Origin of the sequence: Nocardia sp. NPDC056000, assembly GCF_042269265.1 — a bacterium.
Lineage (GTDB): Bacteria > Actinomycetota > Actinomycetes > Mycobacteriales > Mycobacteriaceae > Nocardia.
The window spans coordinates 580912-601900 of the sequence record NZ_JBHJXS010000002.1 but is presented as its reverse complement, the minus strand read 5'-3'; the positions used below and the strand labels follow the sequence as shown (position 1 = coordinate 601900).

Annotated in this window: 1 protein-coding gene (cut by a window edge); it reads right to left on the bottom strand. The window is 69.7% G+C overall.

Translation table 11 applies throughout. From position 1 onward, the window contains the following. Positions 1-65: 65 nt before the first annotated feature. Positions 66-20989, bottom strand: partial view of a hypothetical protein gene (locus ACFC4D_RS07445; protein ID WP_376062113.1) — the 3' portion only. The gene runs 12655 nt beyond the window's last position; only the last 20924 of its 33579 coding nucleotides appear in the window; its start codon lies off the right edge, out of view; its stop codon occupies positions 66-68.

Below are 20989 nucleotides of genomic sequence, written 5' to 3'. Positions count from 1 at the left end.
CGCATATTCGAGTCGACCGGGCGGTTGCCGGAATCGGACGATCAGGCGAATTCGCGACCGCTCGATCACCCGAAAATCCCGGCCCTGCGCACCGGATCAGCCAGCACGTCTCGGATGAGCAGGCCCAGATCGGCATCGGCGGCGATCGGCCGGTAGCGCAGCTCACAGTGCGGATGCCCACCGGCGGTGACCAGCAAACGCACGGAATCAGCGTCCGCGCGCTCCCACACCGCCTCCGCGCCCAGGCGGTCCACCTCCACCTGCTGCTCACCCACCCGCAACACCAGGCCCTGCGCGCCGCGGTAGAAGACCACCGGTATTCCGTCGATATCGCCGTAGACACCCGCCAGCGCGCCGGCCGCCATCGCCGCGGGCTGCATGAGACCGGTGGCCGGATCGAAAGTGGCGAACTCGCCATACCCCGCGTGCGAGCGCAGATAGATCGTGCCGTTCTTCGACGCACCGGCACCGGCGCGGGGGAACCGTGAAGCACGCTTGGCGTTGCCGCCGTTGCCATTTCCGGGGTTCGCACCCGGCGGCATCATCGGCGCGCCGCCCGGCGTGCCCGAACCATTCTGCGGCACACCGCTATTGGCCGGGACGCCGTCTCGGGTGGACGAACCGGTATCCGGATCGGCGAATCCGCGCGGGTTGGCGGGGGTCAACTCCGGCGCGGTACCGCCGGGGGCTCCGGCCGGACCGTGCCCCGGCGGGCTCGTCTCCCACGGGGTATACGGCTGCAACGGCTCTACCGGCACATGACCATTCCCGTTGGGCGGAGTTGACGGCCAATGAGATCCGGGTTGCGCACCATCGGGGGACGGGTACCGGTGCGCCGGATACGGCTGTGCCGCACCCGGCGACCACGATCCCGCGCCCGGTCCGAAACCATTCGGCCACACGCCATTCGACGAGCCATCGGCCGGCCGGCCGCCATTCGACGGCCATGATCCGTTGGGCGGCCACTGCGGCAGCGGTACCCCCGGCGGCCAGGAATCGGTCGGCGGCCATGCACAACCCGGCGGCCAGCCCTCCGGAGGCGTCGGCCCCGTAGGCGGCCAGGGCATCCCGGGCGGCCAGCCCTCCGGAGGTGTCGGAATCGTTGGCGGCCAAGGATTTTGCGGCGGTTGCTGCGGCTGCGGCTGCGGCTGCGGATACGTTGGAGTGTGCGGCTGCGGTGTGTTCGGCTGCGGCTGCGGCGTGTGCGGCTGCGGCGTGTGCGACTGCGGCTGCGGCGTGTGCGGCTGCGGCGGCTCCTGTTTCGGGGGCGGTTGCATACCCGGATCGTCCGGCGGCAAAGTCCACGGATACGGCTGCAGCGACGGCTCCGGCGTGTAATCCGGGAACTCGAATCGCTCCTGGTGCGGCACCTTCGGCAGATGTGACCGCATATGCGCCCAATTCGGCTCCGACCGGTGCCGCTCATCCGAATCCGACTCATCGCGGCCATCATCGCCGCCGCGGTCGTCGCCGTCATGACGATCGTCACCACCGGCGCTGCCGTCATCATCGTCACGGGTACCGGCGACACGGCCACCGTCGTCACTGTCGGTGCGATGGCCCTCATCGTCCGCATCACCGAGATCACTCCCGTTACGCGGGTCGGCCTGCCGGGCGTCATGGTCCGTGCCCACCGTGCCCTCTCCGCCGAGTTCTCCGGGCGGGGCACTCTTGCCGAGATCGTGGTCGGCGGCGGGCGGGTCGCCCGCGGTGTCGGCCGGGTCAGTCGCGGGGGCCGAGGGAGCCTCGTCATCCGCGTCATCGGGCCGGACGGGACCGGTGGACGAATCATGTGCCGCGGGTGCGGCGTGCGCGCGATCGGTACCGGGCGAATCGGAGCCGTCAGGTGATTCGCCGGGATTCACCGGCGACACCGGCTCACCGGAATCGACTGCCGTCGTTACGTTTTCGGGGGTGAGCAGACCTTCGGACCCGCTGGCGGTCGGCGTCCGCCGTACCTGTTCGGCGGTATCGACGGCGGTCGGGGCTTCGGGCGAGGGCGTGGTGTCCGGGAGGAAGCGCACGGCGCGGGCGTCGGTGAGGGTGCCCTGGATCAGGACCTGGGCGAAATCGTCGTCGACGTCGTAGATCGGTTTGAAGCGCCAGGCGGCGTCCGCCGGGGGCAGGCCGGTGCGCCACTCCAGGATGAGCCCGTCGCCGAAGGCGAAAACGCCCGCGGTGACGCGATTTCGGCTCCAGGAGGTGGCATCGCTCTGATCCCCGAGATGAGAGGTGTGACCCGTGTAGTCCAGGTCGAGCGTGCCGCGCGGATTCACCACACCGGATAGTGCCGCCGTGTATGCCGGGTTCACCGTGCCGTCGGGGAGCAGTCGCGGCACACCCCGGTACAGCGGCTCGCCGCCCTCGGGCAGCGAGCCCTCGAACAGCACCGCGCCGTCGTGGTCGCTCCGGTCCTCCTCCGAAACATGCTGGGCCGCAGGGTCACCCACGGGGAGCGCCTGCCGCGCATCCGTCTCCCCGGACGGTTCCGGCTCACCGGATCGCGTCGAGCGTTCGCTGCGACCGGTATCCGGACGCGTGGCGTGCGATGCGGAAGCAGCGGAGGGTGCCGCGGTGTGTGATGCGGGAGGTTGGTGCGGGGGTGTGGGGAGAGGGGTGGCGGGGGCTCCGGGGGCGTCGGGGTGGCGGAGATCGGTGAGGGTCAGGGTGAGGGCGGTGGCGCGGGTGTTGTCGGGAAGGAGGTCGCCGGGGGCATGCAGCCGGAGGTGCTGGTAGGCGATGGTCGTGCCCGCGGCGGTTAGGGTTTCGTGGCTGGCGGCGGACAGGACGGTGGTGGGGTCCGGGTCGAGGGAGACCACCAGGATGTGATTCTCGCCGGCGAAGCGACCGACACCGGCGTTGCGGGGGTGCGGAATCGCCCCGGCCTCGGACATGACGCTGGATACCGCGAGCAGTTGGGCGGAGCGAACGGCGGCGGTCATGGCGTGCTGGGATTCGATGGCCACGCGGATATCGGGCTCGAAACCGGCTCGGAGAGCTCCGATCTCGTTCTGGCGCTGCTGTGCGATATCGCGGGCGGCGAAGTACTCGGCCGGATTCGCGCCCGGGACAGGGGAATTGATGACGTGCAGGACCCGCGCGTCCTCCGCGTCCAGGATGGCGCGCACCGTGGATTCCAGGCCCAGGGGCGTACGCCCGGCGGGGTCGACACCCAGTTGGCGCGCGATCTCACCCGCTCGCTCCACTGCCCGCCGGCCTGCGTCGAGCGCGGTCTGCGCGTCGTCCAGATGAGCCTGGATCTCGGTCAGCACACGGGGATCGGCGGGCTGATGCACCCGGGCCGGGCCGGCCGCGTCCCAGCCGGACGCTTCCGGCGCGGCGGACCGCGCGGCCTCGGTCTCCGCCGCCGGGCTCAGCGCGGCGGGATCGGAGCCGGGCTCGGTCGGGCCGTCCGGACGCGCGGGCGCGGCACCGCCGGTCGGCTCATCGGGATCGGTCCCGTCCGGGCGCTTCGACGTCGGCTCGCTACCATGCGGGGCCGCCAGCTCCGGGCGTTGCGGGGACTCGGTGAGCGGCGGGGCCGGCGCATCCGAGGCGAGGGCGGTGGTGGCGTCGCGGAACTGCTGGGCCTGTTGGTAGCGCTCGACGGCGTCACGGAGCGGGATGAGATTGTCGGTCCAGATTTCGTGTTGTTCCAGCGGCATCGCGGCCAGTTGTTCGACCTGGTGGACAACGCGGTCGACGTCACCGCCCGCGTATGCCGGGTCGGCAGCGATGACGGCTTCCAATTCCGTTCGCGCCGTGTCGACTTCGCGCTGCCAGAAATCGAGCGGTGTCTCCTCCGGTGCAAGCCGGTCCGTAACCGCCCGGTGCAGTGCGGATTCCAGGTCGGCGACCCGGGTTCGGGCTCGTTCGAATTCCCCGGCCGCGGCGACCAGATCGTCGACGCGCCGCTCATTGCCGGGCAGCCTGCCCGCCTCGGCATCATTGCGCCCGCCCAGGTATTCGACCGTGCCGGGCAGGCGGTTCGGGCTCAGATCGCTTTCCCGCAGTGCGCGATTGTGTTCGAGGTACATCCGGCTCATGGCGTGGTCGCGGCCGTCCCGCGCCACGTCCAGCTCATGGCGCGCCCGCACCAGATCCCTCGCCAGTTCACGCGGATCACGCTGCGGCGGTTCCGGTTCGGCGGGCCGGGTGAGTGCGTCATGTTCGGCCGCGAGCCGGGCGAGATCGTTGATATCGGCTTCGCGGGCCCGGACCTCGGCGCGCATGGTGTCGATGGTCTGCGCCAGCTCGCTCGCCTTCAGGCGCTCATGCTTGTCGATCTTGCCGTCGCGGAAGTACTCGTACACCTCGGCGTAGCGGGCCTTGCGAACCTGCTGCACCACATTCGAAAGCTCTTCGGGGGTCAGCAGTTTGCGCGGATCGTCCACGCTGTCCCGGTATCCGGCGTACGCGGCGTCCGGGCCGCCGCGATCGAGGGTGTTGAGCACATCGGTCAGTTGTGCGGGGCTCAACCGGTCGTGCAGGTCGACCGCGTGAATGCCGTACAGCCGGACCAGCCGCTCCACATTGTCGAGGTCGAAGCCGAGTAGGCGCGACCATACGCTCGCGGCCTTCGACGGATTCTCCGAAACCGGTGGCTCACCGATGGATTCGCTCATCAGCGCGCGCAGCAGCGCCGGTGCGTCCGGATCATGAATGGGCAGTTCACCATTCGCGGCGCGCGGATCGGTGAACGGGTCGAAACGTAGATTCTGCCGGAATGGGTCGAGATTGCCCAGGGTCTCGATGTATTCGGTGAGCGCGGCCAGCAGCTCCGGTCGCTCGGCCGAGCGGTGCAGCAGATCGTTGATCAGCTCGGCCATTGCCGCGGGGCTGGTGACCTCATCGTTCCGCCGGTAGCCGACGACCTCGTCATTCGATTTGTCGATGACATGTTTGAAGCCGTGCAGTGATTCCGGAGGCACGCCCAGTCGCGCCGCCAAGCGGTCGCGAGCGGCGAATATGGCGTCCTCGTTCTTGGAGTTCCGCAACGCCTGCGCGTAATCGAGCAGATCGTCGACCGCTTGCAGACGGCGGACCTGACGCACGCCCGGATCTGCCATCGCCTCGGCCAGACCGCGCGGGGTCAGTGCGTCGGGATCCAGACCGAGTCGGTGCGCCAGGTTCTGCAGGGTCAGATCGAGGGCGTGGAAGCTGTCGATGGCGTCACTGCTGCGGATGAAGTCCGCCATGCCCTCGATCTGCGCGGCGCGCAGGGCATTCGCATGCCGCAGCGCTTTGATCGTCTCATCGAGATTGCCGCTCAGATCCACGGTCTCATCGGAAAGGCGAGCGGCGACCGCATTGCGTTCCTCGCGCACCACATCCGGATCGCGCGGCACGGCCGGTTCGGTCGCGGGTTCGAAATGCGGTGCGATGGCGACAGGCTCGGGCTGTACCGCGCGCCAGGGACCGTCGCCGTCGCGCAGCATGAGCACCGGCTGACGTGCGCCGTCGGCGGTGGGAACGTCCTGGAAGAACGCCTGCGGTGGGCGCGCCGTGAGCACGTGCACGCCCTGCTCGTCGACATCGACCAGCCGGTAATCGAGTTGCAGCTCACCGCGATTGAGGCGAGCGGCCACGTCCGGGTGCGCGGCCAAGGCGTCCGCCAAGCGGACATCGTGGGCGAGATCGCTGCGAATGACGACGAGCCTGCCGGGTGCGCCGGGCGTCTCCCCCGGGCTCACCCCGATGCCCGGTCGCAGCAGGGTGCCGCCGTTGGCGTCCAGCCAAGCGTGCGCGACACCGTCCGCGAGTTCGGTGGCGCGGTCCCGCGCCACAGCCTCCAGACGCACGAAATCGTCTACGGCGGTGGAGAATTCGCCGAGTTGATCGGCGCGGTCACGGACCTGCATGCGCAGATCGCCGATGGTGTGGCGGATATCCTCGGGAGTATTGAGGTCATCGAGGCTGACGCCGAGCAGCTGCGCCCAATTGGAGCGCTCGTCACGAATCCGATCGCGTTCGAGGGCATCCTCGAAGAGTTTGCCCTCTTCGCGGGAGGCGAGTTCCTCATCCGGATTGTCGAAATGGCGGGCCCATTCGCCGCCATTGTTCGCACCCAGCCAGTCCAGGGCCGTGACGGCGGGTTCGCGGGGCCGCCATTCCAGCGAATCGTCATCGGGATCCACGCCATTGCGCTCGCGACGGTCGGCGGCGCGCTGTTCCTCCCGCTGCCGCGCGTTCACCTGATGGGATTCGCGCACGTATCGGCCGAGTGGATCCTTGTCGCCGAGGCTCACCGGGAGATACGGGACCGCCGCGTCCTTGGCGTGGAAGCGAGTCGCCGCGCCGCGCAATGCCTCGATCGCGCCGGCGCGGCGCATGAGCTCATAGGTCTGGGCGTCGACGGTGCGGTGCAGGGTCGCCGGATCGACACCGGTGATGTCCACCCCGTGCCGGACGGCCACGCGCAGCAGCTCCGACAGTGCGGCGTCGCGGGCCTCGACCGCGTCGACCAGCGATTCGGGTAGATCGGGACTCCAATTCCGGACCGGGTCGGGTGCGGGCAACTCGGGAACCGGGTGCAGGCTTTCGCCCGCCGCCTCGAGGTAGTCGGCCTCGGTCGGCAGACCCGCCAGGCGCAGGCTCTCCTCGATCTCGGCGCGCAGCCACGGGTCGGCCTCGGAGTACCAGGGCTGGTATTCGCCGTCCCGAGTGAGCATGGGGACGACATCGGGGGAGATATCGCCGATCTTGCCGGTGAAGCGCCACAGGACCGGCATGTTCTCCCGGTCCTTCAGAATTGTCGCGATCTCCTTGACGGCGCGGATCGGGTTGAAGTCGTCATCGTTCGTCAGGTGCGACAGCGCGTCATTGTGGATCAGTTCGCCGAAGCCGCGCGCCAGGTTGATCTGACCCTTGCGATCCCAGCCGGAACCGGACGGATACTTCGGGGTGTGGCCGTGATAGCCGCCCTTCAGGCGATTCCACAGGCGGCGCAGCAGGCCCGGACGGGTCTTCTCGGCCTCGACCTCGGCGACTTCACGGGTGGGCAGGTCGGGGCGATCGACCACCTTCACGGTGCGGGTGCCGTCCGGGTTGTCCGTGATGCGCACGTGCACCCGCTCGCCGCCGGCCTCCAAAACCGCGCGTATGCCGTCGGCCGGATCCCGGGCGTGCAGGGTAGCCGCGACCAGATCGGCGATATCGGCCGCACGGCGCAGGGTTTCGGCACGCAGTTCGGCAAGCGCGAGTTCGGCGCGCGGGCCGGTGAGCCGTGCGGAGTCCGCACCGAGCAGGCGTGCCCAGTCGTCGCGCTCGGCGGCGAATCGGGTGCGCGCCTCGGGATCCGTTGCGGCGTCGTGCAGCTGGGCGGCCTGGTCGAGAGCCTCGATGGCTCCGGCGCGCAACAGATTTCGGAATTGCAGCTCGCCCGCGACCTCGGAGAGACGCGGCGGGGTCAGATCGGCATCGGACAGGCCGAGCCGTTCCGCTATCTCCGTGCGCAGATCGTCGAGAAGCAGAGCACGCGGCTCACCCTGCGCCAGTGGGTGATTCGCGTCGGACCAGGGTTCGAGGGGGAGGTCACGGCGCGTCTCGGCGAGACCGGAATCGGAACGAGTCTCCAGCTCGCCATGTGTCCTGGGCTCGGCCACCGCGGGTTCGGGGCGGGTGTGTGCCGCAGATCGGTCCGGAAGATGTTCCGCGGCTGCGGGATCCGGATGCGGGACGGAAGCGGGGAGTTCCGGGCGTGGCAGGGACGCCTCGAGGTCGGCCGCGCGGGTCAGGCGGTCGCCGAGGCCGAGGGCGCGGTGCTCATTGTCGATGGCGCGCAGCTCTTCTGGAGCGACTTCGGTGCGCCAGTACTCCTCCGTTCCGTAGCGCTCTTGCGGGCTGAGCGGGCGGAAATCGTCGCCGGTCAGGGCCGATGGCGGAATGCCGAGTTCCGGGTCGCCGAAATGACCTCGCGCACGCGCCATCTCGGCGAGATCCTGCAGCGCCGCCAGCGGCTCGCCCTGCCGGGTGAGGGCCTCCCCCAGCCCGAGATCATCGGCCAGCCGCCGCACATACGAATCCACCACCGGCCGCAATGGGGTACCCGGCCCACCCGCCGACTGCCGCAGATACTCCGCCACCGCCCGCAGCGCGGGCGAGGCCGACACCGGATCCACCGGTGCGACAGTCTCGCCCTCGACAACCGCACCCGGCAATTCCACCGTCGGGGCCTCGCTCGAAGGCACCGCGTGATCGAGAGAGTTGACCGGCAGGGTCGGTGCCTCGCCGGCTGGCACCGCACCGTCCGGCGAACTCAACGACACGGTCGGAGACTCACTCGCGGGCAACGCACCATCCGGCGGACTCAACGGCGCCGTCGGAGACTCACTCGCGGACGCGGCGGCGTCGGGTGGGTTGAGCGGGATGGTGGGGGATTCCGTTGGGGTCGAGAGGGTTTCGGTGGGACGCGGGGCGGGTTCCGGGCGGCCGCCCGCGGCTTCCCAGAGGTAGTCGGCGCGTTCGGCGGAGATGCGGGCGAGGGCGGTGGCGGTGTCGGCCTTAAGGCGTGCCCAGCGTTCGTCCATGGTGCCGGGGACTTCGAGATCGGCCTGTTCGTGCAGCCATTCGGCGTGCCGGGCATCGGTGCGGGCGACCCAGTCGGCCTGTTTGGCGTCCTCGCGGGCGAGCCAGGCTTCGGAGCCCTCATCCGGATCGGGGGACGACGGGGTGCGTGGCGGGTCATTCGGCGGAAGGCCGGCACCTGCGCCGGACGGGTCGGGACGCGGTTCCGTGATCTCCGTGGGCGCGGCCGGGGACTGGCGTTCAACGGTATTCGCGGACTCCGCCGGAGGCTCGGCTACGGGGCCGGGCTGTGTGGCATCGCGATTCGCCCATTCCACCCGTGGATCCACCGGTGGGGTCGCGGCGTCGGTGGCGGGGCCGGTGGGGGGTTTGGTCGGGCCACCCGGACGGGCCGGCGCCGGACCCGCTTCGCCGTCGTCGTCACCGTCCCGGTCATCACGCGGGTGCGGGAGTTCATTGGCGGGCAAGGAATTCGGCGGGACGTCGGAAATCGACGAACCGGGAAGTTCGAGGGTGGATGCGGAGGCACCCGGGAGCTCGGGTGCGGGTGGGGTGTGGGAGTCGAGCCAGGTGGCGAAGGCTTCGGCCCGGTGGAACTGTTCCGCGGCAGCGCGAAGTTGGGTGAACGCGGCGGCTGGGTCGCCGGTGGTGAGGCGAATGGTGCGGCCCTGGAGGTCGCGCATGGTGACGTCGAGTTGAGCGGGAGTCAGTTCGCGTTCGCTCGTGGTGAGGCCGGTGACCTCGCGCAGGTTCGCGATGGCAGCGCGCAGGGCGAGGTGTGCGGCGTCGCGGGCGCGAGTGGCGGCAGCGGAGGGGGTGTCGGCTGCAATGGCGCGGGCGGCGGCCTGGCGGTCCTGCTCGGCCTCCCAGCGCGAGACGCGGTCTCGGGCCTGATTGTGCCGATCCGCGGCATCGGCCAGTTCGAGGCGGGCGCGATCGGGGGCGGACAGGTTGGGGCGATGGGCGTCGGCGAATTCGCGGTTGGTGGCGGCGACCCATTCCGGGGTCAGGTCGGCCGCCGAGAGGGGCAGGCCGAACAGGGCGGCATCGCGCGCGACGGTGGCCTCGGTGAGTTCCCTTCTGGCGGAGGCAAGTTCACGTGCCGCAACCTGTTCCGAGGTTTCGGCGGTATGCGCCGCCGTAGTCCGATCGGCCTCGGCGGCGGCCAGGAATTCCAGGGCGTGCTGGTATCGATGCACGGCGTCGCGCAACGGGACCAGATCGTCGGTCCAGACATCGGCCTGATCCAAGGGCATGCGGGACATACGGTCGACCTGCGCCACCACCCGGTCCAGGCCGACCGCGGCCAGGCTCGGATCCGCGGCGATGAGGCCCTCCAAATCCGCTCTGGCAGCGGCCGATTCACGCCGCCACACATCGACCGGAGTCTCATCTGCGCCGAGATCGTCCCGAACCGCTTGCCGCACCGCAGATTCCAGCTCCGCAACCCGGGCCTCGGCTCGTGTGTACTCCCCCGCCGCGTCCACCAGATCCGAAATGCGCTGCGCGTGGTCGGGCAGCGTCCCGGCCTCGGCCGCATTGCGGGTGCCGAGGTAGTCGGCGGTGCCGCGAATGCGCTCGGGCGTCAGATCGCTTTCCCGGATAGGCCGGTTGTTCTCCAGGTACATGCGGCCGACGGCGTGCTCGCGGGCATCCCGCGCCAGCTCGAACTCATGCCGCGCGGCGGCCAGATCACGCGCGAGTTCGGTCAAATTCCGTTGCGGCGGAACCGGTTCGGGTGGGGTGGTGAGTCTGTTGTGCTCATCGGCCAGCCGCTCGAGTTCCTTGATATCGGCCTCGCGCTCGCGGATCTCCGCGCGCATATCGTCGATCGCGGCGGCGAGCTCGTCGGCTTTCAGGCGCTCATGCTTGTCGATCTTGCCGTCCTTGTACACCTCGTATACCTCGGCGTACCGCGCATTGCGGGCGCGATCGACCAGCGTGGTCAATTCTTCAGGGCTGAGCAGGTTCCGGCGGTCGACGGTACTGTCCCGGTACGCGTCATAGGCGGCCTGCACATCACCGGTGTCCAGGATGTGCAGCACCTGTTCGAGCTGTCCGGGGCTGAGCCGGTGATGCAGCGCGCCCCCGTGCTTCTCGTACAGGCTCACGGTGCGCGGAATATCGTGCACGTCGACGCCGAGCAATCGCGACCAGACGCTCGCGGCCTGCGACGGGTTGTCGGAAAGCGGTGGCTCACCGACAGATTCGCTCATCAGCTCGCGCAGCAGCGCGGGCGCGTCACGATCGAAGATCGGCACCTCGCCGTCGGCGGCGCGCGGATCGGTGAACGGATCGAACCGCAAATCGTGCCGGAACGGATCGAGATCACCGAGCGCGCCGACGTATTCGCTGAGCGCGGTGACCAGATCCGGATTCAGCCCGGAGCGGTGCAGTAGGTCGTTGACCGCGTTGAGCACCTCATTCGGGTTGGTGCTCTTCGGATCCGGTCGATAGCCGACGACCTCGCCGAGCTTCTTGTCGATGACGTGTTTCTTCGAGTACAGCTCCTCGGGCTCCACACCGAGGCGGTGCGCCAGTCGATCCCGCGCGGCGAGTACCGCGGACTCATCGACATTGTCGCGCAGCACCTTCGCGTAATCGAGCAGGTCCGCGATCGCCTGGAGCCGCCGGACCCGGCGCATGCTCGGATCGGCCATCGCCTCCGCGAGACGCTGCGGCGACAGGTCGTCCGGATCGATGCCGAGTCGATTGGCCAGGTTCTCCAGTCGCTGGTTCAGATCGTGGAAATTGTCGATGGCATCGCTGGCGCGAATGAAGTCCGCCATGCCCTCGATCTGCGCGGCCCGCAATAGATTGTCGTGCCGCAGTGCGCGAATGGTGTCGTCGAGGGAACCGGGACCGAGGTCCATACGGTAGACCGAGAGGCGCGCGGCGACAGCGTTGCGTTCGGCGCGAACGACATCCGGGTCGCGCGGCACGGCGGGAGCGTGCTCGGGCGTGGCACCCGGGGCGATGGCGGTGGGCGTCTCCGGCGTGGATTGCACCACCTGCCAGGGGCCTTCGCCCTCCCGGAGCATGAGCATTGGCAGTCGATCGCCGCCCTCCGGGCCGTGATGGAACAGGGCCTGGGGGGTATTGCCCTCGATCACGTGCAAACGGCCGTCGTCCGCCAGCCCGATCAGTCGGTAATCCAGTTGCAGCGCGCCGTGATTGAGCTGCCTTCCCAATTCCGGATCGGCGGCCAGGGCGTCGGCGAGACGGGCATGGTGATCGGAGTCGCCGCGAATGACCACGAGCCGGTGCGGGTCGCCCGGATGCACACCGGGATGCACACCGACACCGGGTGCGACCATGACGCCGCCCTGCGCGTCCATCCAGGCGTGCGCGGCGATCTCCGCCAAATCCTGTGCGCGCGTGCGGGCTTGCGCGTCCAACTGCTGGTAGGTATCGGCCGCGTCGATGAAATCGCCGAGCCGGTCGACGCTGTCCCGCAATTGCATGCGCAGATCGCCGATGGTGTGCCGGATCTCCTCCGGGCTCAAACCCTCGAGCGATTCACCGATCAGCTGAGCCCAATTCGAGCGCTCATCGCGGATCTGGTCGCGCACGAGTGCGTCTTCGAAGAGCTGGCCCTCACGGCGGGCCGAGAAGTTCTCATCCGGATCATCGAAATGGCTGGCCCATTCGCCGCCATTGTTGACCGAGAGCGCGTCCAGGGCCGAGGCGCGGGGCGGGCGCGGTCGGAATTCCAGCGAATCGTCATCGGGATCGGCTCCGGCTCGCTCGCGGCGTCGCTGGGCACGCTCCTCCTCGACGCGCATCGCTTCGGCGAGCCGCGATTCGCGCACGTAGCGGCCGAGCGGATCCTTGTCGGAGAAGCTGACCGGGCTGTACGGGGTGCGTTCGTGCTCGACATTGAAGCGGGCGGCCACATCTCGCAGCGCCTCGATCGCGCCCGCGCGGCGCACCAGACGGTAGGTGGCTTCGTCGATCGCGCGGCGCAGGGTCGCCGGATCCGCGTTCGGGAGGTCGATGCCGTGCTCGCGCGCGACGCGCACCAGATCCGCCAGTGCGGCATCACGGGCGTCCAAGGCGGACACCAGCGGTTCGGGCAGATTCGGACCCCAGTTCCGCTCGTTCGGGGGCTCGAGGCGCGGGCGTTCCGAATCCGGTTGTGGCGCGGGGGCGGGTTCGTAGTCCGCCTCGGTCGGCAAACCGGCCAGGCGCAGCGATTCCTCGATCTCGGCGCGCAGCACCGGGTCGGCTTCGGTGTACCAGGGCTGGTACTCCTGGCCGTCCCGGGTATGCATGGGGACGACATCCGCGGAGATGTCCGCGATGCGAGCGGTCAGGCGGTGCAGGATCGGCATGCGCTCGCGATCCTGGTAGATCGTGGCGATCTCCTTCGCCGCGCGCACCGGGTTGAAATCATCGCCGATATTGGCGAGGACGTCGTTGTGGATGAGGTCACCGAGTCCGTGGGTCAGGTTGACCTGACCCTTCTTGTCCCAACCGGAGCCGGAGGGGTACTTCGGTGTGTCGGCGTGGAATCCACCCATCATGCGCTGCCAGATCCTGCGCAGCAGGCCCGGGCGCTTCTCGACGGCCTTGGTCTCCGGATCGGCCGGGCGTGGCAGGTCGGGGCGTTGGACGACCTCGACACGTTTGGTGCCGTCCGGGGATTCGGTGACGCGCAGGTGTACGCGATCGTCACCCGCGGTAAGTACAGCGCGAATGCCGTCCGACGGGTCCGGGGTGTGGAAGGTCGCGGCCATCAGGTCTGCGACATCGGCTGCGCGGCGGAGGGTTTCGTCGTGCAGGGCGGCGATGGTGGCGTCGCGGGCGGCGGGGGCCAGGCTTTCCGGGTCGTCGATGCGGAGCAGGCGGGCCCATTCGTCGCGCTCGGCGGTCAGCCGGGCGCGGTCGGCGGGGTCCAGGGCCTGGTCACGCTGCCGGGATACGGTGTCCAGCGCATCGATCGCACCGGCGCGCAACAGGTTTCGGAGCTGAAGCTCGCCAGCGACATCGGGCAGGCGATCCGGGGCCAGGTCGGCATCGGACAAACCGAGACGGTCGGCGATCTCGGTGCGCAGCTCATCCAGGCTTCGCACGCGCGGATCCTGCTGGGAGAAATCGCGATTCACCTCGGACCACGGTGAGAGCGGCAGGTCGCCGCGGGCCGGGGTTCCCGGATCGGGCCGGGTGCGCGGGTCCAGGCCGCGATCCCGCTCATCCGCCGAGAGCGGGGCGAGATCGTCCGGCCGCAGGGCGCGCGGCGGGACGCCCCGCTCCGGGTCACCGAAATGACCACGTGCACGGGCAATTTCGGCCACCTCACGCAGCGAGGACAGCGGATCCACATGTCGCGCCAGCGCCGGGCCCAGCCCGAGCTCATTCGCCAACCAGCGGCCGTACGCCTCCCGCTCCGGAATCCGCGCGCCGACAACCGGACCCGGCGACTGGGTCAGGAACTCCCCCACCGCCCGCAACGCGGGCGAAGCCAGCACCGGATCCACCGGCGCGACGATCTCACCGTCACCCCGTGCGCCCGAGGGCAATTCCATCGTCCGCGTCTGTGCCGCATGCGGATCACCGGGCGGCGCGGCCAGCGGATCCCGCACCGTCACCTCGGCCGTCGCCGGATGCGCGGGCACCTCGACGGTCGGAGCCTCACTCGCGGGCAGGCCCGCTCCGAGCTCCACCGTCGGAGCCTCACTCGGCGGCACCGCGAACTTCGCCGTATCCACCTCGACCGTAGGCGCTTCACTCGCGGGTACCGGAGCTTCATTCGAATCGCGGTAATCCGCCCAGTCGACACGAGGGTCGGCCGGGGCGTTCGAGGCCTCGGACGAATCGCGGTAATCCGCCCAGGAAACGCGAGGATCGGACGGCGGCTCGACCGCGCCGGGGTCGGCGCCGGGGCGGGTGGGACCGCCGGTCGGGCCGGGGTGGCGGGGACCACTCGGGCCGGGGCCTTCCGGCGGGTCGCCGGGGTTCGGATCGGTTGGGGTGGTGGGGGGTTCGGTGTCGGGGCGACCGCCCGCGATCTCCCAGAGGAAGTCGGCGCGTTCGGCGGAGATGCGGGCGAGCCAGTCAGCGGTGTCGGCCTGGAAGCGAGCCCAGCGCTCGTCCATCGAGCCGGGCACTTCCAGATCGGCTAGGCCGTGCAGCCATTCAGCGCGCTCGGCGTCCATGCGCGCATCCCAGTCGGCCTGTTCGGCGCGCATCCGCTCGAACCACGCGTCCGGGCCATCCGGTTCATCGGCCGACGAACGGAAGACATCGCTCGGCGGCTCCTGACCACCGTCACCCGGCGACTCCGGCTCCGGAGTGTGCTGCCGCTCCGAATCATCGGCGCCTGGCCGCTGTTCCAGCGAACCGGCCCGGTTGTCCGACGCGCGATCGTCCCCGGACCCCGACTCCGGATCGGTCTGCGGCGCACTGTCATCGGGGGCGGGCGGACCCTCGGAACGCGGCCCGGCCGGATCTGCCGTTGGCGGGGTGGCTTCACCGCGAGACCCGGCACCGCCGGGGTTGTCCGAGGGTGGGCCGGTCGGCGACTCGGCGGGACCGCCTTCGCCCGCGTCGGGGTCGATCGGCGGGGCGGAGTTGTCCGACGGCTTCTCGTAGTCGGCCCAGTCCACGCGCGGGTCACGGGGAGTCGGCTGCGGCGATTCGGGCTTGGGGTAATCAGCCCACGCCACCCGGGGATCCGTCGGCGGGGTCGGGTAATCAGCCCACGCCACACGCGGATCCGTCGGCGGGGTCGGGTAATCAGCCCAGGCCACCCGGGGGTCGGCGGGTGGGGGGTCGGGGGTCGTTGCGGGGGTGAGGTTTTCGGCTATCCAGCGAGCGAAGGCCTCGGCTCGATGGTGGTCGGTGGCGGCGGTGCGGAGGGTTTGCAGGGCGGCGGCCGGATCGCCGAGGTCGAAGCGGACGCGGCTGCCTTCGAGGCGAGCCATGGTCTCGGCGAAATCGGCCGGGCTCAGGTCGGATTCGGAGACGTTGAGTTCGGTGATTTCGCGGAAGGCGATGATGGCTTCGCGCAGCGCGGTGTGGGCGGTGTCGCGGGCCTGGTCGGCGGCCTGCTGGATATCCGCGGGAGTGGCGGCGAGTTCGAGGCGGCGGAGTTCGGCTTGCCAGCGGGAGACGGCGGCCTCGGCGCGGGCGACTCGATCTGCGGCGGCGGACATTTCGGCCCGCGCCTCCGGATCGGTGGTAGGGGGCCGGGTGGGGGCGGTGGGATCTCGGCCATCCCGGCCGATATTGACGATATCGCGGTGGATATTGGCGAACCCGAGTTCGAATTCGGCGTCCGCCAGACCGCGGCGCGCCACCTCGAGCGGGGTGGCGGCGGCGCGAACGGTGTCCATCAGATCGGATTCGGCGCGCGCCAGGCCGTCCTGCGCCAAATGCAGGCGCTCGGCGGCACGCACGATATCGGTGACCCGATCGGTCCAGGCGGCATGCTCCTCGATCGGGAGGTTGCGGGCCGCGACCTCGTCGATGGCGGTGTGATAGTTGTCCGGGGTCAGCGCGGCCGGGTCCAGCGGCAGATTTCCGATGAGAGCGGTGAGATCTGCTGTGGCCCTGCGAATTTCGCGCTCCCAGGCGCCGGTCGCGGAGGTGTCGTCGGCGGCGGCGAGCACGGCCGCGTCATGGGCGGCGCTCAGTTCGGCCAGGCGGTCGGCGGCACGGTTGTAGTCCTCGGCGGCACGACGGACATCGGCGATGCGCGGGTCCACCGCCGCGGGCGCGATGCCGTGGTCTCGGGTCGAGAGGTAATCGATGGTGCCCGCCAGTCGATTCCGGGTCAGATCGGATTCCCCGATGACGCGGCCCGGATCGAATCCGAGCCGGGTCAGCGCGTAATCCCGCAGGGAACCTGCGCGATCCATCTCCTGACGAGTCGCGTTGACCTCATCTGCCAGCTGCTTGGGATCGGTGGGTAGCGGGGCCGGCGCGGGTTCGGTGAGCCGGTTGTGCTCGGCCGCCAGTGCGGCGAGTTCCTCGATATCGGCCGCGCGGGTGCGAACTTCCTCCCGCAACTCGGCCAGCACGTCCGACAGCCGTTCGGGCGTGAGCCGCTCATGCTTGTCGATCTTGCCGTCGCGATACGCCTCGTAGACCTCCGCCCAGCGCTTGGGGTCGACGCCCAGTTCGACCCCGAGCAGCCGAGACCACACCTCCGCCGCTCGCGACGGCGCGTCGCTGGTCGGCGGCTCACCGACCAGATCGGTCAGCAGTGCGCGCAGCGGTCCGGCCGCCTCGGGCTGATGGATCGGCAGTTCGCCCTCGGCTACCCGCGGATCGGTGGCCGGATCGAAACGCAGCCCGTCGGTGAATGGATCGATCGCGCCCAGCGCGCGGGCGAATTCGGTGAGCGCGGCATGCAGGTTCGCGCGCTGCTCCGGCTGGCGCATGAGCCCGTCGATGACCTTGTGCAGCGATTTCGCGTGCAGGCCCTTCGGATCCGGCGCGTAGCTGCTCAGGTCTTTACTGTGCTTCTTGGGGAACAGCTCCTCGGGCTCGATTCCGAGCCGGACCGCGAGCCGGTCGCGGGCCGCCAGCACCGCCCCCTCGTCCAGCTCGCGCAGCCGTTTGGCGTAGTTGACCAGATCCTGGACCTGCTGCGCACGTCGCGCGTCCCAGGTGGACTTGTCGGTCAGGCGGGACAGCTCGGACAGCTTGTGCGCCACCGTTTCCGGCGTCAGCTCGGCCGGATCGACGCCGAGGCGATGCGCGAGCTGTTCGCGGAGCCTGGTCAGATCGTGGAAGTTGTCGATGGCATCGGTGGTGCGGATGAAATCGACCGCGCCCTCGATCTGGGCGGCGCGCAGCGCGTTCTCCTGGTGCAGCGCGGCGATGGTGTCGTCCAGCCGGGCCGAGTTCAAATCCATGTGGAACTGCGACAGCCGGGCCGCGACCTCATTGCGGGCGGTGCGCACCGCATCCGGATCGCGCCGCGTCTCGGGCTGACCGCTCGGCAATTCACCCTGGGGGGCAACGGGTTCGAGCCCGGGCGAGAGCGCACGCCAGGGTTCGTCGCCCGCGCGCAGCATGGTGACGGCCATATCGCGGCCGTCCACATCGACATGCTGGAAGCGCACCTGCGGCGGTTCGCCCTCGAACATGTGCACCACGGCGTGCTCGTCCAGCAGCGCCAACTGGTAATCCAGCCGCAGCGCACCGGAATTCAGCAGTTCGCCCAGGCGCGGATGCTCCGCGAGCACTTCGGCGAGACGGGTGTCGTGGTCGGTCGCACCGCGCATGACGACCAGGCGATGCGGATCACCGGGCGCGTCGCCCGGATAGATGCCGACGCCGCGATCGAGGGTGACGCCACCGCGATCATCGAGCCAGCCGCGGGCGATGCCGTCGACGAGCAGCTGGCGTTGCGCACTCGCCTCGGCATCGGCACGCACGAAATCATCGACGGCGGTGGACAATTCGGCGATGGAATCGAATTGATCGCGCATTTCCATGCGCAAATCGGCAATGGTGCGGGCCAGGCGCTCCGGTGGTGACAGCGCGTCCAGTTCGATGCCGAGCAGCTGCGCCCAATTCGAGCGTTCATCTCGAATCTGGTCGCGCAGCAGCGCATTCGCAAAGAGCCTGGCCTCCTTGCTGGACATCGCGTACGGCTCATCGGCATTCAGATTGTCGAATTCACGGGTGGGATCGGCGCTGTTGTTGACGCCCTCCCAGCGCAGCAGTGCGGTGCTGTCCCCCCGTGCGCCCGCCATCTCCCGCAGGAACCGGCCCAGCGGATCCTGATCGAAGAAGCTCACTTCCTCGCTGAACGGGATGCGGGCGTTCTCGGTGTTGTAGCGCTCGGACACGTTGGCCAGCGCCTCGATCGCGCCCGCGCGGCGCATGGCCAGATAGTCGGACTTCTCGAGCGCGTCCCGCAGCGATTCCGCATCCGTGCGTGTGAGATCGACATCGGTGAGACCGGTCAGGCGAAGCAGCTCGGCGAGTGCGGCGGCGCGGGCATCGACGGCATCGGCGAGCGGCTGCGGAATACCCGGATCATGCTGTCCCGGGGCCGGATCATGCTGCGCCGCGGGCAGTTCGGGTGCTGCCGGGGCGGGCAGGGCGGGCATGTCCGCGGCGGGCAGCTGACCCGCCCTGCGCACGCTGTCCTCTATCGCCGCGCGCACCTCGGGATCGGCCTCGGTGAGCCACGGCTGATATTCGCCAGCGGCGGTGTGCATCGGGACCGCATCGCCCGATACATCGCGCATGCGCGAGAAGAGCCGGTTGAACAGCGGGATGTGCTCACGCGACTTCCAGACCGTCGCGGCTTCCTTGCCGATGCGAACCGGATTGAAGCCCTCCTTCAGGTGCTCCATATTGTGGTTGCCGATGAGGTAGCCGACCTCCATCGTCATACCGGTCAGGTACTTGCTGTCGATCTTGGAGCCGGAACCGTACTTCGGCGAGTAGCCGCCGTAGCCGCCCCTGAGGGAATCCCACAGACGGCGCAGCAGCGAGCGATGGGGCTTCTCCGGCGTCGGCTTCTCCGGCGTCGGATGGGTCGGCAGTTCCGGGCGGTTCGCCGGGGCGATGTGCTGTGCGCCGTCCGGATCAGTGGTGACGCGCACGTGCACACGCTGACCGTCGGCTTCCAGCGCCAGGTGCCGGACGTCCGGGGTGTCACCGGTGTAATTGGCCGCGGCCACCAGGTCCGCGACATCCTCGGCGCGGCGCAGGGTTTCATCGCGCAGCTCGGTGAGGAACGCGTCGCGGTGCTCGGGGGCGAGGCGGTCGGTGTCCGCGCCGTGGCCGAGCAGGCGGGCCCATTCGTCCCGTGCGGCGGCGAGTTCGGCGCGCTGCGCCGGATCGGCGGCCGAGTCGTGCTGCTGCGACAGCCGGGCGAGCTCCTCGATCGCGCCGGCGCGCAACAGGTTTCGGTACTGCATCTCGCCCGCGAGATCGGCCAGGCGGGTGGGTACGAGATCCGCGTCGGACAGGCCCAGCCGGGTCGCGATCTCATCGCGCAGCTCGGACATGAACAGGGCACGCGGCTCGGCGGGAACACCCTCGCGAATCGGGCCGGAGCCCGGCTCCAGCGCCAACCGCCGCGGCGGAGCCGCCGATTCGTCATTGTGCAGCGGAGTAGTCGGCGTGCCCCGGTCCGGGTCGCCGAAATGACCGTGCTCCCTTGCGGTCTCGGCGACCGCACGCAGGGCCTCCAGCGGATCGGGATGACGGGCCAGGGCGTCGCCGAGACCGACCGCGTCCAGCAGGCGCGCCATATGCGCCTGCTGCTCCGGGGTGCGCGGCAGGCCCTGCTGCGGCGGCAACTGCCGCAGCAGATCACCCACATCGCGCAGTGCGGGCGAGGCCGTGGCCGGATCCACCGGCGCGCCTTCATGATTCGCGCCGTCCGGGTGCGCGGGAAGCTCGACCGTCGGAGCCTCCGAGGACGGGATCGCTACCGTCGGATCGAGGGTCGGCAGTTCGAGGGTCGGGTCGTCGGGCGAAGAACGCTGCGGTGCGGTGTTATTCGGCGGCTCACCCGGAGTCCGCGGCACGGTCGGTTCGGTACCGTCCGGACCGGGGCCGCCGGGGATCATATTGCGGGCGGGCGGGGTGGTGCCGCCCGCGGTGTCATCCGGGCGGGTGGTGTCGAAATCGACCGGGCGGGGCGGTTCGGTGCCGCGCAATGCGGCATCGTCGAGCAACAACCGGTACAGGATTTTGGCCGGTTCGGTCGCGGCGTCGCCGTTGAGCATCACATCGGTGAAGGCTTCGGCCACGGCCTCGGACGGATAGAAATCCCCGTACTCGTCGAAACTGTAGCGGCTCAGCCGGCCCAGCCAGTCATAGAACCCGACCCTGGTGCCGCGCGTCTCCCGATAGTGGTCGAGCAGGGTGTTGAAGGCACGGTCGAGCGACCGCGCTTCACCGTGCAGTTCGAGCACATGGCCGAATTCGTGGACGAAGGCCGAATAGATCGGCCGCGCACCGATGCCCGGCGGGAAGATGCCCGCGGCCTCACCCGCGCGAACCTTGGCGGCCCAATCGGCCGGATCGCCGGCGAAATCGATGTTCACCACGATCGCTTCGCCGAAAATCCGGCCGTCCGCGTCGATTTCGGGGTCCACGAACGCGGCGACATCCTCGCGATCCTCGCTGAACTCATCGATCTCGATGACGCCGAGCTTGGTATCGGGATGCAGGTTCATCATGTCGTCGACGGCGCGGGCGAGCTCGCGCAACACCTCGATATCGGCGCGCGGATGATCGAAACCGATGATCTCCAGATTCCAGAGCTGCTCCAGCCGCTCCTTGATCTGCTCCGGGTCCAGGTTCGACCAGGCGTCATCCGGGCGCGGCGACCAGTCCGCCGGAGGTTCGTGCGCCGCCGCATCGGGTGCGGCGTGTTCGGCGGTGGGGGGATCATGCGGCGGGGAGGGCGGATCGTGCTGCGCGGCAGCGGGATCGAGCGGTGTGGCGGCGGGATCGACCGAATCGTCGCCGGGCAATGCCA